General features: G+C 54.5%; 12 protein-coding genes. 8 read left to right on the top strand and 4 right to left on the bottom strand.

Translation table 11 applies throughout. From position 1 onward, the window contains the following. The first annotated feature begins 10 nt into the window (after window positions 1–10). Complete coding sequence (gene hslO / locus J4728_RS15825) at window positions 11–889, top strand: Hsp33 family molecular chaperone HslO (protein WP_001135571.1); 879 nt, start codon at window positions 11–13, stop codon at window positions 887–889. 108 nt (window positions 890–997) lie between these two features. On the opposite strand, the gene J4728_RS15820 is transcribed toward hslO, so the two are convergent. After that, window positions 998–2,707, bottom strand: coding sequence for a DUF4153 domain-containing protein (locus J4728_RS15820; protein WP_208212045.1), 1,710 nt, complete (start codon window positions 2,705–2,707; stop codon window positions 998–1,000). A gap of 379 nt (window positions 2,708–3,086) precedes the next feature. Between J4728_RS15820 and pckA the strand changes: the two genes are divergently transcribed. Beyond that, on the top strand, window positions 3,087–4,706 hold the full coding sequence (gene pckA / locus J4728_RS15815; protein ID WP_001265689.1) for a phosphoenolpyruvate carboxykinase (ATP): 1,620 nt from the start codon (window positions 3,087–3,089) through the stop codon (window positions 4,704–4,706). 74 nt (window positions 4,707–4,780) lie between these two features. Here the strand turns inward: pckA and envZ are convergent, their stop codons facing one another. Both envZ and ompR read right to left on the bottom strand, forming a co-directional pair. After that, window positions 4,781–6,133: a two-component system sensor histidine kinase EnvZ gene (gene envZ / locus J4728_RS15810; protein ID WP_001253818.1), complete on the bottom strand. Its 1,353-nt coding sequence runs from the start codon at window positions 6,131–6,133 to the stop codon at window positions 4,781–4,783. Further along, window positions 6,130–6,849, bottom strand: a complete 720-nt coding sequence (ompR, locus tag J4728_RS15805) for a two-component system response regulator OmpR (RefSeq protein ID WP_001157751.1) — start codon at window positions 6,847–6,849, stop codon at window positions 6,130–6,132. Before ompR ends, envZ begins: the two co-directional genes overlap by 4 nt. A gap of 225 nt (window positions 6,850–7,074) precedes the next feature. Here ompR and greB point away from each other — a divergent pair, with 225 nt between their 5' ends. The 6 genes from greB to J4728_RS15775 all read left to right on the top strand — a co-directional run bounded on the left by greB (window position 7,075) and on the right by J4728_RS15775 (window position 14,376). Then, window positions 7,075–7,548 carry a transcription elongation factor GreB gene (gene greB / locus J4728_RS15800; protein WP_000856695.1) on the top strand — a complete coding sequence of 158 codons (474 nt, stop codon included), beginning with the start codon at window positions 7,075–7,077 and terminating at the stop codon, window positions 7,546–7,548. 98 nt (window positions 7,549–7,646) lie between these two features. After that, window positions 7,647–9,977 carry a Tex family protein gene (locus tag J4728_RS15795; RefSeq protein ID WP_000980658.1) on the top strand — a complete coding sequence of 777 codons (2,331 nt, stop codon included), beginning with the start codon at window positions 7,647–7,649 and terminating at the stop codon, window positions 9,975–9,977. A gap of 436 nt (window positions 9,978–10,413) precedes the next feature. Then, window positions 10,414–10,641, top strand: coding sequence for a ferrous iron transporter A (gene feoA / locus J4728_RS15790; RefSeq protein WP_001160955.1), 228 nt, complete (start codon window positions 10,414–10,416; stop codon window positions 10,639–10,641). 18 nt (window positions 10,642–10,659) lie between these two features. After that, window positions 10,660–12,978: a Fe(2+) transporter permease subunit FeoB gene (gene feoB / locus J4728_RS15785; protein ID WP_208212044.1), complete on the top strand. Its 2,319-nt coding sequence runs from the start codon at window positions 10,660–10,662 to the stop codon at window positions 12,976–12,978. A 12-nt stretch (window positions 12,979–12,990) separates the two neighbouring features. Beyond that, on the top strand, window positions 12,991–13,227 hold the full coding sequence (gene feoC, locus J4728_RS15780; RefSeq protein ID WP_000157590.1) for a [Fe-S]-dependent transcriptional repressor FeoC: 237 nt from the start codon (window positions 12,991–12,993) through the stop codon (window positions 13,225–13,227). Window positions 13,228–13,461: 234 nt separating this feature from the next. Beyond that, window positions 13,462–14,376 (top strand): Rpn family recombination-promoting nuclease/putative transposase, encoded by a 915-nt coding sequence (locus tag J4728_RS15775; protein ID WP_000235955.1) that lies wholly within the window; start codon window positions 13,462–13,464, stop codon window positions 14,374–14,376. A 35-nt stretch (window positions 14,377–14,411) separates the two neighbouring features. On the opposite strand, the gene bioH is transcribed toward J4728_RS15775, so the two are convergent. Next, entirely contained in the window at window positions 14,412–15,182 is a 771-nt protein-coding gene (bioH, locus tag J4728_RS15770; protein ID WP_000998144.1) for a pimeloyl-ACP methyl ester esterase BioH, read from the bottom strand. Window positions 15,183–15,212: the final 30 nt, after the last annotated feature.

The raw sequence follows: 15,212 nt of genomic DNA, 5'->3' as shown, positions 1-15,212 counted from the left end.
AGAGATGATTATGCCGCAACATGACCAATTACATCGTTATCTGTTTGAAAACTTTGCCGTTCGCGGCGAGCTGGTGACCGTTTCGGAAACCTTGCAACAGATCCTCGACAATCATACCTACCCGCAGCCGGTGAAAACCGTACTGGCCGAACTGCTGGTCGCCACTAGCCTGCTGACCGCGACGCTGAAGTTTGCCGGCGACATTACGGTACAGCTCCAGGGCGACGGGCCGTTAAGCCTGGCGGTGATCAATGGCAATAATCAGCAGCAGATGCGCGGCGTGGCTCGCGTTCAGGGCGATATCCCTGACAATGCGGATCTCAAAACGCTGGTTGGCAACGGCTATCTGGTGATCACCATTACGCCGGAAGAGGGTGAGCGCTATCAGGGCGTAGTGGGTCTGGAAGGCGATACTCTGGCGGCGTGCCTGGAAGATTACTTCCTGCGCTCCGAGCAGTTGCCGACGCGCCTGTTTATTCGTACCGGCGATGTCGACGGTAAACCGGCGGCAGGTGGAATGTTGCTCCAGGTGATGCCAGCACAGAACGCGCAGGCGGAGGATTTCGACCATCTGGCCATGTTGACGGAAACCATTAAAAGCGAAGAGCTGCTGACGTTACCGGCAAATGACGTGTTGTGGCGTTTGTATCACGAAGAAGAAGTCACGCTCTACGATCCGCAAGATGTTGAGTTCAAATGCACCTGTTCACGCGAACGTTGCGCGGGCGCGCTGAAAACATTGCCAGATGAAGAAGTGGACAGCATTCTGGCGGAAGAAGGCGAAATCGATATGCACTGCGATTACTGCGGCAATCATTACCTGTTCAATGCGATGGATATCGCGGAGATCCGTAACAACGCCTCTCCTGCCGATCCACAGGTTCATTAATCGCCTCTTAGTCGGCAACATCATTGTCTGATGGCGGCGCTTATCTGGCCTACAGCATCCCGCTCCGTAGGCCGGATAAGGCATTTATGCCGCCATCCGGCAAAAAGCTTACTCGTTGTAGTAATCCACATCCAACCGCTGACCATCAACAATGATATCGCGCCAGGCTTTGGGGGCTGAGTCTAACCGATGCCCGGCAATCGCGTGCAACAGTTGCGTCTTAGAAAACCCGTCCGGCAGTCGGGCGAACGCTTTCTGCGTCCATTTCCCCTCTTTTAAGCCGTAGACCTGGCTCTCGGCAACAATAAAGTTATACAGCACCTGCTCAGGCTGACCGTCGCCGTTAAGATCCTGACTCACCAGCACGCAGGCATCCGGTTCAAGGCAGGAATCGTCCGAATAACTCTGCTCTTTGACAAACGCCCAAAATGCGGCATCCGGCTTCTGGCTACCGGGCGCAATCATCACCACCCGCGCTAAATCGTCCGCCGTCGGAGAGACCTTATTTCTCTGCAAAAACGTCATCAGTTCACGATTGCGCTTTCTGTTCTGCGTAAACGCCTCGTCATCCCGCAACGATTTCAGCGCTTCCTGGCCAGGTTTGCCGCTGTGATCCAGCATATACAGGCTGATCTGATCCGCAGTAATTTTACCGCTATGGTAACGCGCCATATGGCTGTTGACGCTAATACGCCAGACATCAAGTACAGGCGAGGCCAGCAACAGCAATATCACCAGCGTCAGCAAAGAGACGCTCAGTATCACCTTGCCTTGCCACTCACCAAGGTCGCGTCCGCGGCGTAACAGACCGATCAGATAACCGAAGGACCATACCAGCAAGACAGACGCCGTCAGCGCGCCATACAGACGATCCGGCGTCCAGCCGTATTGCTGAATGCGTACCCATAACGCCCAGCCCGCCAGCAGCATATATATCGGGGCAACGCACAGCGAGGCGCTAATCATGCCGCGTAGTACGCGCGGATAGGGTAATACGCGCTTTTGCGGTTCGTTGACAATCGCCACGAGGAGCAGCAGCATCAGCGTCAGCGTGGATAGCAGCCCCGCAGCGGAAACACGCGCAGAAATCGCCTCCAGTCCGGTAAAGGGTAACGTCACAATAAACAGCAATGCCAGCAGCGACACCACTGGCAGTAAACCCGTCGCGATCAGCGTCAGCAGCTTTTGCACCGCCGCCACAAGGCGCGACTGCGTGCGGGCGAGAATGACCGCCAGCGCCGTAATCAGGCCGATGGTCACATAAATAAAGGCTTCAGTTTCAAAGAAAAGGGTGCTGAAAAAGCGGATGCCCACCAGCCTGAATAGCGCGCTCCAGAGCAGAAGCACCAGCCAGAACAGTCCGTTGGCGACCAGGACGATAAACAATGTCAGTACGTTATGCCATAACCGCAGATAAAACTGGGGATAACGCGCCGAACCGGTTTGCGAATGTAACTGATATTGCATCCAGGGTAATACCAGCATCGCCATCAACACAAGCCGGAGACCATATAGCCAGAGGAGCTCGGCCAGGCGCCATTTCTCCACCGTCTCAACCTGCCATTTCAGCCAGCCGCTCATTGCCAGCACGACCACAAAGGTCAGCCCCAGCCAGCCCCACAGCGCGCGCTGTTTAAAAGAAACCACGGTAAGCAATAGCATTGACGACAACGCTATCGTCGCAGGCATACCATAGAACAGCCAGTCGCTATTTTGTGGTACCAGCCAGGCCATCAGCAGGTAGCACAAGACGCCCTGCAGCAAACCGGTGAGCAACATACCCCAGCGAGTAGTACGTGAAAGCGCTACACTTTCCATGTCGTTATCCAGAATGATGAGAAAGCCGCATTATTGCATCATCTGTTCACCGCCAGGCGTCGTCATGCATAATTCAGAAAAAAACGCAGAGAGGTGAATCGATATTGTTAATGTTGGTGTTACGTAACTTTCTTACATGAATGCGATTACAGTCACATTATGTCGGTCAAAAACACTTCCTTTTAACGTTTTCAGAACATTTTCCACAACAAAAGTAGGTTTCCTGCCATAATAACCGCCGCTGCGTGACAGGAGTCACAGTGTTTTTCGTCAATCGTGATTTTGTCCAGATACGTAAATCTATGAGCCTTGTCGCGGTTAACCAACCTCAAAAAACCTTACTATTTTCGGTAATATATATTGGCTAAGGAGCAGTGATATGCGCGTTAACAATTTAACCCCGCAAGATCTCAAGGCTTATGGTATCAACGACGTCCAGGATATCGTTTACAATCCCAGCTACGACACCCTTTATCAGGAAGAACTTAATCCTGGTCTGGAAGGCTATGAGCGTGGCGTGTTAACTAACCTGGGCGCTGTTGCCGTTGATACCGGTATTTTTACCGGTCGTTCGCCTAAGGATAAGTATATTGTTCGCGACGACACCACGCGTGATACGCTGTGGTGGTCCGATAAGGGTAAAGGTAAAAACGATAATAAGCCGCTTTCCCAGGAAACCTGGCAACACCTGAAAGGTCTGGTGACGCATCAGCTTTCTGGTAAACGCTTATTCATTGTTGATGCGTTCTGCGGCGCAAATGCCGATACGCGTCTTTCCGTGCGCTTTATTACGGAAGTCGCCTGGCAGGCCCACTTCGTTAAAAATATGTTCATTCGCCCAACGGACGAAGAGCTGGTAGGCTTCAAACCTGACTTTATTGTCATGAACGGCGCGAAGTGCACCAACCCGCAGTGGAAAGAGCAAGGACTGAACTCGGAAAACTTCGTGGCGTTCAACCTGACTGAACGTATTCAGCTTATTGGCGGCACCTGGTACGGCGGCGAAATGAAAAAAGGGATGTTCTCGGTAATGAACTACCTGCTGCCGCTCAAAGGTATCGCCTCAATGCACTGTTCCGCCAACGTGGGTGAAAAAGGCGATGTCGCGGTCTTCTTCGGCCTTTCCGGTACCGGAAAAACCACTCTGTCCACCGACCCGAAACGTCGTCTGATTGGCGATGATGAGCACGGTTGGGATGACGACGGCGTGTTCAACTTTGAAGGCGGCTGCTACGCCAAAACCATCAAACTGTCGAAAGAAGCGGAGCCAGAAATTTATCATGCGATTCGCCGTGATGCGTTGCTGGAAAACGTCACCGTGCGCGAAGACGGCACCGTTGATTTCGACGATGGTTCCAAAACCGAAAACACCCGCGTCTCTTACCCGATCTATCATATCGATAACATCGTTAAGCCCGTGTCCAAAGCAGGTCACGCCACCAAGGTTATCTTCCTGACGGCGGACGCCTTCGGCGTGTTGCCGCCGGTTTCCCGTTTAACCGCTAACCAGACGCAGTACCACTTCCTGTCAGGTTTCACCGCTAAACTGGCCGGCACCGAACGCGGCGTCACCGAACCGACCCCCACCTTCTCCGCCTGCTTCGGCGCCGCGTTCCTGACGCTGCACCCGACGCAGTATGCTGAGGTGCTGGTGAAACGTATGCAGGCAGCAGGCGCGCAGGCTTATCTGGTTAACACCGGCTGGAATGGCACCGGCAAACGTATCTCCATCAAAGATACGCGCGCAATTATCGACGCCATTCTGAACGGTTCTCTTGATAACGCGGAAACCTTCCGTCTGCCGCTGTTCGATCTGGCGATCCCGACTGAACTGCCAGGCGTGGATACCCACATTCTCGACCCGCGTAACACCTACGCGTCGCCGGAACAATGGCAGGAAAAAGCCACCGCGCTGGCGAAACTGTTCATTGAGAACTTCGAGAAGTATACGGATACCCCGGCAGGCGAAGCGCTGGTTAGCGCCGGACCGAAGCTGTAAGGAACAGGCCGGATGGCGGCTTTGAACGGCGTCATCCGGCGTTGAGAAGAAAGGGAGGGTAATACCTCCCTTTCTTATGCCTCTTTTGTCGTCCCCTGGACGCGAGCCACAGGAACCGGCAGCCAGGCGCGAATTGACAAGCCGCCACGCTCGCTGGTGCCAATCTCCAGCATCCCGTTATGGTTATCGATAATGCGCTGCACAATCGCCAGCCCCAGCCCTGTACCGCTGGTGCTACGGGCGCTGTCGCCACGCACGAAAGGCTGGAACAGATGTTTACGCTGCTCCGGCTTAATGCCCGGCCCGTCATCTTCTACCTGGAACCAGGCGCGATGCGACTCGGTGCCGCTGCTGACCTTAATCCAGCCGTTGCCATAGCGGGCAGCATTGACCACCATATTCGCCACCGCGCGCTTAATCGAGAGCGGGTGCATTTTCACCTGGATGCTGCCTGCCTGAAGCGCAGTGTTAATCTCACGCTCATAGCCGCTTTCCGCCGCAATCACCTCGCCCAGCACGGAATTGAGATCCGCCATCTCCATTGGCATTTCCTGACCGGTACGCAGATAGTCAATAAACTGTTCGATAATGGCGTTACACTCTTCGATGTCTTTATTGATCGACTCCGCGAGATAACCGTCTTCCTCGCCCATCATCTCCGTCGCCAGACGAATACGGGTCAGCGGCGTGCGCAAGTCGTGGCTGACGCCCGCCATCAATAGCGTACGGTCATCGGCCAATTGTTTCACGCCGGCTGCCATATGGTTAAACGCCCGGGTCACAGAGCGCACCTCAGAGGCGCCATATTCACGCAGCGGCGGCGGAATAATTCCCTTCCCTACCTGCAAAGCGGCATGTTCAAGATCCACTAACGGTCGATTCTGTATACGAATAAACAGCCACGCGCCGCCTATCGCCAGGAGCATGATCGCCAGCGTGTAACGGAAAAGCGGAGAAAAATCGCCCTGATGAATTTCAGTCAGCGGCACGCGCACCCAGATATTGGGCGACAGCCAGGTTTTGAGCCACACGACGGGCGAGCTTTTGTTGACCTCAACGCGCACTTCCGTCGGGCCGCCTAATTGCTGCGCCATCTGGTGGCTTAAGAATTCGTAGTGTTGCGCCCAACGCAGCCCGGCCTCTTCAGCGGCTTCGTTGGTGTAGAGAGAGATCCCCAGCTCGCGATAGATTTCCCGGCGAAACGCAGGCGGCACGACTAACTGCGTGCCGTCCTCCAGTTGCAGCTTATCGGTCATCAGCATACGGACTTCGTAAGCCAGAACCTTATTAAACTGCTGGAGGCTCGGCAAAATCGCGAAGTTCAGCACCACCAGGTAGGTCGTCACCAGGCTGACGAACAGCAAGGTGACGATGAGCAACAGCGTGCGGGCAAATGAACTTCGCGGCGAGAAGCGCATTCGCCTCATGCTTTAGAACCGTCCGGTACGAAGACGTAGCCCAGGCCCCATACGGTCTGAATATAACGCGGATGCGCCGGATCTTCTTCCACCATACGGCGCAGGCGGGAGATCTGGACGTCGATGGAGCGTTCCATCGCGGAATACTCGCGGCCACGGGCCAGATTCATCAGCTTGTCGCGAGAGAGCGGCTCGCGCGGATGGCTGACTAACGCTTTCAGTACCGCAAACTCCCCGCTGGTCAGCGGCATCGGTTCATCTTCACGGAACATCTCGCGCGTACCGAGGTTCAGTTTAAACTTACCGAACGCGATAACGGCCTCTTCCTGCGACGGCGCGCCGGGCAGTTCGTTTGCCTGACGACGTAGCACGGCGCGAATACGCGCCAACAGCTCGCGCGGGTTAAACGGTTTAGGAATGTAGTCATCGGCGCCGATTTCCAGCCCGACGATACGGTCAACTTCTTCACCCTTCGCCGTGACCATAATGATCGGCATTGGATTACTTTGACTACGCAGGCGACGACAAATCGACAGACCATCTTCACCTGGCAGCATTAAATCCAGTACCATGAGATGGAAAGATTCACGGGTCAGCAGACGATCCATCTGCTCGGCGTTAGCGACGCTTCGAACCTGGAAGCCCTGCTCGGTCAGATAACGTTCCAGTAGCGCCCGCAGACGCATATCGTCATCAACCACCAGAATCTTATAATTCTCTTGCATTGTCTGTACTCCCAAAGGTTCGCAACAAATGTAAGTGTGTATTCTTAAAAAAGCTCACGTGAGTCACCAGCAAATTCTGGTATGAATTTCAGGCTAAATTGTTACAAAGCATATTTAACAGCAGCTTAAATATACAATTAATCGGCAACCCCATTATTTATTCTGTCGGGACGATCACGTTATACCCCGTGTGCGCAATATCGACAGCAAAGGTAAATCAACGAGATGAAAACGCCCCTGATCACCCGCGAAGGGTACGAAACACTCAAACAAGAGCTCAATTATCTCTGGCGTGAAGAGCGCCCGGAGGTCACCAAAAAAGTGACCTGGGCTGCGAGTCTGGGCGACCGCAGCGAGAATGCCGACTATCAGTATAATAAAAAGCGCCTGCGTGAGATCGACAGACGCGTCAGATATCTGACCAAATGCATGGAAAATCTCAAAATCGTGGATTATTCCCCGCAGCAGGAGGGCAAAGTCTTCTTCGGCGCCTGGGTGGAAATTGAAAATGATGACGGCGATACGCTGAAGTTCCGCATTGTCGGCTACGATGAAATTTTCGGACGTAAGGATTACATCTCTATCGACTCGCCGATGGCGCGGGCGCTACTGAAAAAAGAAGTGGGCGATCTGGCGGTGGTCAACACCCCTGTCGGCGAAGCAAACTGGTACGTCAATGCGATCGAATACGTCAAATAAGACAAGAAGAATCCTAAGCCCCCGCTGATGGCTGGCATTTTTGCCAGCCAATCCGTATAACTATCCCCTGATTTTTATCCTGAAGACGAAGCTAACCCATGATGAATGATTCTTTCTGCCGCATTATTGCGGGTGAAATCCAGGCAAATGCCGGACAGGTTGAAGCTGCCGTTCGCCTGCTTGACGAAGGGAACACCGTGCCGTTTATCGCACGTTATCGTAAAGAAATCACCGGCGGTCTGGATGACACGCAGTTGCGTAACCTGGAAACGCGTCTGGGCTATCTGCGTGAGCTGGAAGACAGGCGTCAGGCCATCCTCAAGTCCATTTCCGAACAAGGCAAACTGACCGATGAGCTGGCTGGCGCCATCAACGCTACGTTAAGTAAGACCGAGCTCGAAGACCTCTACCTACCCTATAAACCTAAACGCCGCACCCGTGGACAAATCGCCATTGAAGCCGGCCTTGAGCCGCTGGCCGATCTGCTCTGGAACGAGCCGTCCCACGATCCTGACGTGGAAGCGGCAAAGTACATTGATGGCGACAAAGGCGTGGCGGACACGAAAGCCGCGCTCGACGGCGCACGCTACATTTTGATGGAGCGCTTTGCCGAAGACGCCGCATTGCTGGCGAAAGTGCGTGATTACCTGTGGAAGAACGCCCATCTGGTCGCCACAGTCGTGAGCGGCAAAGAGGAAGAAGGGGCAAAATTCCGCGACTACTTCGACCATCATGAGCCCATTGCTAACGTCCCGTCTCACCGTGCGCTGGCCATGTTCCGTGGTCGTAACGAAGGCATTCTGCAACTTTCGCTCAATGCCGACCCACAGTTTGATGAGCCGCCGAAAGAGAGTTACTGCGAGCAAATCATCATGGACCATCTCGGCCTGCGGCTGAATAACGCCCCGGCGGATAGCTGGCGCAAAGGCGTAGTGAGCTGGACGTGGCGTATCAAAGTCTTAATGCACCTCGAAACCGAACTGATGGGTACCGTGCGCGAACGTGCGGAAGACGAAGCGATTAACGTGTTTGCGCGTAACCTGCACGACCTGCTGATGGCAGCCCCCGCAGGCCTGCGCGCCACGATGGGCCTTGATCCTGGCCTGCGTACCGGCGTAAAAGTCGCTGTCGTTGACGGCACCGGCAAGCTGGTGGCGACGGATACCATTTATCCGCATACCGGTCAGGCGGCCAAAGCGGCTACCGTGATCGCCGCGTTGTGCGAAAAATACCACGTCGAACTGGTCGCGATTGGCAACGGTACGGCCTCGCGTGAAACCGAACGCTTCTATCTCGACGTACAGAAACAGTTCCCGAACGTGACGGCGCAGAAAGTGATCGTCAGCGAAGCGGGGGCGTCCGTGTATTCCGCTTCTGAGCTGGCGGCGCAGGAGTTTCCGGATCTCGACGTCTCCCTGCGCGGCGCGGTCTCTATCGCGCGTCGTCTGCAGGATCCGCTGGCGGAACTGGTGAAAATCGATCCGAAATCGATCGGCGTCGGCCAATATCAACACGATGTCAGCCAGACGCAGCTGGCGCGTAAGCTGGATGCGGTGGTCGAAGACTGCGTAAACGCCGTCGGCGTCGATTTGAATACCGCCTCCGTGCCGCTGCTGACCCGCGTCGCAGGCCTAACGCGCATGATGGCGCAAAACATCGTCGCCTGGCGCGATGAGAACGGTCAGTTCCAGAACCGCCAGCAACTGTTGAAGGTGAGCCGTCTGGGGCCGAAAGCGTTTGAGCAGTGCGCGGGCTTCCTGCGTATTAACCACGGCGATAACCCGCTGGATGCGTCCACCGTCCACCCGGAAGCCTATCCGGTTGTCGAACGCATTCTGGCGGCGACGCAGCAAGCGCTAAAAGATCTGATGGGCAACAGCAACGAATTGCGTCACCTCAAGGCCGCTGATTTTACCGACGATAAATTCGGCGTGCCGACCGTGAGCGATATCATCAAAGAGCTGGAAAAACCGGGCCGCGACCCGCGTCCTGAATTTAAAACCGCGCAATTCGCCGATGGCGTTGAAACCATGAACGACCTGCTACCGGGGATGATTCTGGAAGGGGCGGTCACTAACGTCACTAACTTCGGCGCGTTTGTCGATATCGGCGTTCATCAGGATGGCCTGGTGCATATCTCCTCGCTCTCGAATAAGTTCGTCGACGATCCACACACCGTGGTAAAAGCTGGCGACATCGTGAAGGTGAAAGTGCTGGAAGTGGATCTGCAACGTAAGCGTATTGCGCTGACGATGCGTCTGGACGAACAGCCCGGCGAAACCGCCGCTCGCCGCGGCGGCGCCGCCGATCGCGCGCAGGGCAACCGCCCGGCGTCAAAAGCGGCGAAACCGCGCGGTCGTGACGCCCAGCCAGCCGGTAACAGCGCCATGATGGACGCGCTGGCAGCGGCAATGGGGAAAAAACGCTAATCGGGTAATACGCAGGCCGGGTTACTTCTTATCCGGCCTGCGATTTTGCAATACGTCCAACCCTTTCTTTTTTAATTAACAATTAAATCTTACCCATTAGAATCTGTTAATTAATTTTCTTCTGCTATCTGCACTATTAATTATCACTTTATTAACAGATGAAACCTTAATTAAACATTAAAAACGGTGGATATTTGCACATTAGGGGTATTTGCAAAAAGACAAATAAATGTTGAGCCATATCAACATCGGCGCAAATTATCGCTTATTTGTACATTCCGTCACATTTTAATCGTTGAAGATAGAAACCATTCTCATTATCATTGTGTTGTTGATTATTTACTCTTTCCTTCGTTGGCTAAACATCGGGTCTCCTGCCGCCCCCCTGAGCGCCGCATGAGGTATACATCCAGTTAGTAAGAAACAAGTAGGTCGTATGCAATTCACTCCTGACACTGCGTGGAAAATCACCGGCTTTGCGCGTGAAATCAGCCCGGCGTATCGTCAAAAACTGCTTTCGCTCGGCATGTTGCCCGGCTCTTCATTTAATGTTGTCCGCGTCGCGCCCTTAGGCGATCCGATCCATATCGAAACACGACGCGTGAGTCTGGTTTTACGTAAAAAGGATTTGGCGTTAATAGAAGTGGAAGCGGTTTCCTGTTAATACAGTGAGTCTATAAAAATGAAAAAATTAACCATTGGTTTAATTGGTAATCCTAATTCCGGCAAGACCACCTTATTTAACCAACTCACCGGCGCGCGTCAGCGCGTGGGGAACTGGGCGGGCGTCACCGTCGAGCGTAAAGAGGGCCAGTTCGCGACAACTGACCACCAGGTCACGCTGGTAGATTTACCCGGCACCTATTCTCTGACGACCATCTCGTCACAAACCTCTCTCGACGAACAGATCGCCTGCCACTACATCCTGAGCGGCGACGCCGACCTGTTGATAAACGTTGTGGACGCCTCCAATCTGGAGCGCAACCTCTATTTGACGCTGCAACTGCTGGAGCTGGGTATTCCCTGTATTGTCGCGCTCAACATGCTGGATATCGCCGAAAAACAGCAGGTTCGTATTGATGTCGACGCTCTGTCCACGCGTCTGGGTTGCCCTGTCGTACCGCTGGTATCGACTCGCGGTCGCGGTATCGAGGCGCTGAAACTGGCCATTGACCGTCACAACGCTAACGACAACGTCGAACTGGTGCATTATGCCCAGCCGCTGCTGCGCGAAGCAGGTTTCCTGGCCGACGCGATGGCCCAGGAGATGCCTTTACAACAGCGCCGCTGGCTGGGTCTGCAAATGCTGGAGGGCGATATCTACAGCCGGGCTTACGCAGGCGAGGCGGCGCAAAACCTGGACACCTCCCTGGCCCGTCTGAAGGACGAAATGGACGACCCGGCGCTGCATATCGCCGACGCCCGTTACCAGTGTATCGCCGCTATTTGCGACGTGGTCAGCAATACCCTGACAGCCGAACCCAGCCGCTTCACCAGGGCGGTCGATAAAATTATCCTGAACCGCTTCCTCGGCTTACCGATTTTTTTGTTCGTGATGTACCTGATGTTCCTGCTCGCCATTAACATCGGCGGCGCGTTACAACCCCTGTTTGATGCTGGTTCAGTCGCCATCTTTATTCATGGCATTCAATGGATTGGCTACACGTTGCACTTCCCGGATTGGTTAACCATCTTCCTGGCGCAAGGTCTTGGCGGCGGGATCAATACCGTCCTGCCGCTGGTGCCGCAAATCGGGATGATGTACCTGTTCCTCTCCTTCCTTGAAGACTCCGGTTATATGGCGCGCGCGGCCTTCGTCATGGATCGCCTGATGCAGGCGCTGGGACTACCGGGTAAATCCTTCGTGCCGCTGATTGTCGGCTTCGGCTGTAATGTACCTTCCGTGATGGGCGCCCGCACGCTTGACGCTCCGCGCGAACGCCTGATGACCATCATGATGGCGCCGTTTATGTCCTGTGGCGCGCGCCTGGCGATTTTCGCCGTCTTTGCCGCCGCCTTCTTCGGGCAAAACGGCGCGCTGGCGGTCTTCTCGCTATACGTGCTGGGTATTGTCATGGCGGTATTAACCGGCCTGATGCTGAAACATACCATTATGCGCGGCGAAGCCTCTCCGTTTGTGATGGAGCTGCCGGTTTACCACGTACCGCATATCAAGAGCCTGATCATCCAGACCTGGCAACGCCTGAAAGGTTTTGTACTACGCGCCGGTAAAGTCATTATCATCGTGAGTATTTTCCTGAGCGCGTTTAACAGTTTCTCGCTGAGCGGCAAAATCGTCGATAACATTAATGACTCCGCCCTCGCCTCTGTAAGCCGGGTCATCACACCAGTCTTTAAACCGATCGGCGTCCATGAGGATAACTGGCAAGCGACCGTGGGTCTGTTTACGGGCGCCATGGCGAAAGAAGTTGTCGTCGGTACGCTGAACACGCTCTACACCGCCGAAAATATTCAGGACGAAGCGTTTAATCCTGCCGACTTCCACCTCGGCGATGAACTGCTGGGCGCGGTTGACGATACCTGGCAAGGCCTGAAAGACACCTTTAGCCTGAGCGTACTGGCTAACCCGATCGAAGCGAGTAAAGGTGACGGCGAAATGGCGACCGGCGCGATGGGCGTGATGGATCAAAAATTCGGCAGCGCCGCGGCGGCGTACAGTTACCTGATTTTCGTCCTGCTTTACGTACCGTGTATCTCGGTAATGGGCGCTATCGCCCGCGAGTCCAGCCGCGGCTGGATGGGCTTCTCCATCCTGTGGGGGCTGAATATCGCCTATTCGCTCGCCACGCTGTTCTACCAGGTTACCAGCTTCAGTCAGCATCCGACGTACAGCCTGATCTGTATTCTGGCAGTGATCGTCTTTAACGTTGTGGTGTTAAGCCTGTTACGCCGCGCCCGCAGCCGTGTAGACATTGAACTGCTGGCAACCCGCAAAAACGTAAGTTCCTGTTGTTCGGGCACTGCGGGCAATTGTCACTAAGGGATGTAAAAAATGGCTTCATTGATACAGGTTCGCGATCTACTGGCGCTACGGGGGCGTATGGAGGCAACGCAGATCAGCCATACGCTGCACGCTCCGCAGCCCATGATCGACGCCATGCTGAATCAACTGGAGATCATGGGTAAAGCGGTACGTATCCCGGAAGAACCGGACGGCTGCCTTTCAGGCAGCTGTAAAAGTTGTCCGGAAGGTAAAGCCTGCCTGCGCGAATGGTGGACCTTGCGTTAGCCTTCGCCGGGTAGCGACGTAACGCGTCTTATCCGGCCTTTATCCCGCGTTATGTTGCCCGGTACGCGTCACGCTGCCGGGCAATTTTGCGTCATGCCTTCCACAAAGATGAAAGCGTTACCGCCGTGCGCATTTATCTCCCCACGCGCCTCGCAAGCGCACTAATCCTCTACTGCAATCAGCCCGGTCTGCGCGTAGTGTCACGCCATTGAACTTCACCGATGACGGATCGATATGGCGACCTCAACAACATCCACGCCGCATGACGCGGTATTCAAACAGTTTTTATGCCACCCCGATACTGCACGGGATTTTTTGGAAATCCATCTCCCGACGACATTACGTCAAATCTGTAATCTGAATACGTTACGGCTGGAGTCCGGTAGCTTTATTGAAGAGGATTTACGCCCCCATTATTCCGATATTCTTTGGTCGCTGGAAACAAGTGAAGGTGAAGGTTACATTTACGTGGTTATTGAACATCAGAGTACGCCGGACGCGCATATGGCATTTCGGCTGATGCGTTACGCAATGGCTGCAATGCAACGGCACCTGGAGGCCGGGCATAAGACGTTGCCGTTAGTGGTGCCAATGCTGTTTTATCACGGAAACCGCAGCCCGTATCCGTTCTCATTATGCTGGCTGGATGAATTTGCCGACCCGGTGATGGCGCGTAAGCTATACGCCACCGCCTTTCCTCTGGTCGATATTACGGTCGTGCCGGACGACGAGATTATGCGACACCGACGGGTCGCGCTGCTGGAACTCATACAAAAACACATCCGCCAGCGTGATCTGATGGGGCTTGTCGAACAGCTGGTCGCCCTGCTGGTTAAGGGATACGCTAATGACACCCAGCTTCAAAGTTTGTTTAATTACATGATGCACACTGGCGACGCCGCGCGCTTCAATACGTTTATCCGCCAGGTGGCTATGCGTATCCCACAGCATAAGGAGAAGATCATGACTATCGCAGACAGATTACGTCAGGAAGGACATCGTAACGGGTTACAGCAAGGCAAGCAGGAAGGCCAACGGCTCGCCGCATTGCGCATTGCCCGCTCCATGCTAAACGATGGTTTCGATCGCGATACCGTGCTTAGGGTTACCGGGCTGGCGCCTGCCGATCTGGCGTCTGAAAGCCATTAACCTTGCAGAATGGTCCGGGCCCGGCAACGCCCTGGTTACAGCGATGATTTTAGCGTCATCAGCGCCTGACAAAACGCCGCCGGATGCGAGATAAACGGCGCATGGGCCGCCTTCGCCATTATCTGTGATGTACTGTGCGGCCATAACGTATCGAGCAAAGGCACGATTTTACGCGGCACCAGACCGTCCAGATAACCATACAAACGCAAAAACGGCATGTTCACATTTTTAAGCGCTTCTCGTAGATCGACCGTTTTTAAGATTTCCAGTCCGCCATTGAGCACGTCTACATCCGGCATAGGCTGCGCCAGCACCACGCTTTTTAAGGTGCGGGCATCCTGACGCGCCGTCTCCGTCCCTAACGTTTGCAGCGCCAGAAAACGCTCCACCGTGCGCTGAAAATCGTCGCTAAGCTGCTGCTGGAATCCACCGAGGATTTCTGGTTTTATTCCCGGCCACCCCTCACGCGCGCTAAAGCATGGCGAAGAGGCGACTGTCACCAGCGCCTGAACGCGTTCAGGGTGGGTGAGCGCCATCTGACTCGCCACCAGGCCGCCCAGGCTCCAGCCAAGCCAGATAGCCTGGTCCGGCGCGTTTTTCGCTACCTGCGCCGTCATCTCTTCAAGCGTCATGGCGCCAAACCCCGAGCTGCGACCATAGCCCGGCAAGTCGACCAGATGCAGCGTAAAATGCGAGCCGAGTTCCTCGCGAATGCAATGCCATACCTCCGCGTTCAATCCCCATCCGTGCAGCAGCACAAGATGACAATTTCCCTCGCCGTAGGTCTGCCACCAGATGTCATTCATCAGTTACTGTTCTCTTTTGTCTAACAAGGA

Source organism: Salmonella sp. 32070601201500089SM, from assembly GCF_017573605.1.
Lineage (GTDB): Bacteria > Pseudomonadota > Gammaproteobacteria > Enterobacterales > Enterobacteriaceae > Salmonella > Salmonella enterica.
This window is presented reverse-complemented; position numbering and strand designations above follow the sequence as displayed.

What these genes read in the sequence shown, in the direction of transcription:
- hslO (WP_001135571.1), top strand. Translation starts at nt 11, where the DNA reads ATGCCGCAACATGACCAATTACATCGTTATCTGTTTGAAAACTTTGCC.
- J4728_RS15820 (WP_208212045.1), bottom strand. Translation starts at nt 2,707, where the DNA reads ATGGAAAGTGTAGCGCTTTCACGTACTACTCGCTGGGGTATGTTGCTC.
- pckA (WP_001265689.1), top strand. Translation starts at nt 3,087, where the DNA reads ATGCGCGTTAACAATTTAACCCCGCAAGATCTCAAGGCTTATGGTATC.
- envZ (WP_001253818.1), bottom strand. Translation starts at nt 6,133, where the DNA reads ATGAGGCGAATGCGCTTCTCGCCGCGAAGTTCATTTGCCCGCACGCTG.
- ompR (WP_001157751.1), bottom strand. Translation starts at nt 6,849, where the DNA reads ATGCAAGAGAATTATAAGATTCTGGTGGTTGATGACGATATGCGTCTG.
- greB (WP_000856695.1), top strand. Translation starts at nt 7,075, where the DNA reads ATGAAAACGCCCCTGATCACCCGCGAAGGGTACGAAACACTCAAACAA.
- J4728_RS15795 (WP_000980658.1), top strand. Translation starts at nt 7,647, where the DNA reads ATGATGAATGATTCTTTCTGCCGCATTATTGCGGGTGAAATCCAGGCA.
- feoA (WP_001160955.1), top strand. Translation starts at nt 10,414, where the DNA reads ATGCAATTCACTCCTGACACTGCGTGGAAAATCACCGGCTTTGCGCGT.
- feoB (WP_208212044.1), top strand. Translation starts at nt 10,660, where the DNA reads ATGAAAAAATTAACCATTGGTTTAATTGGTAATCCTAATTCCGGCAAG.
- feoC (WP_000157590.1), top strand. Translation starts at nt 12,991, where the DNA reads ATGGCTTCATTGATACAGGTTCGCGATCTACTGGCGCTACGGGGGCGT.
- J4728_RS15775 (WP_000235955.1), top strand. Translation starts at nt 13,462, where the DNA reads ATGGCGACCTCAACAACATCCACGCCGCATGACGCGGTATTCAAACAG.
- bioH (WP_000998144.1), bottom strand. Translation starts at nt 15,182, where the DNA reads ATGAATGACATCTGGTGGCAGACCTACGGCGAGGGAAATTGTCATCTT.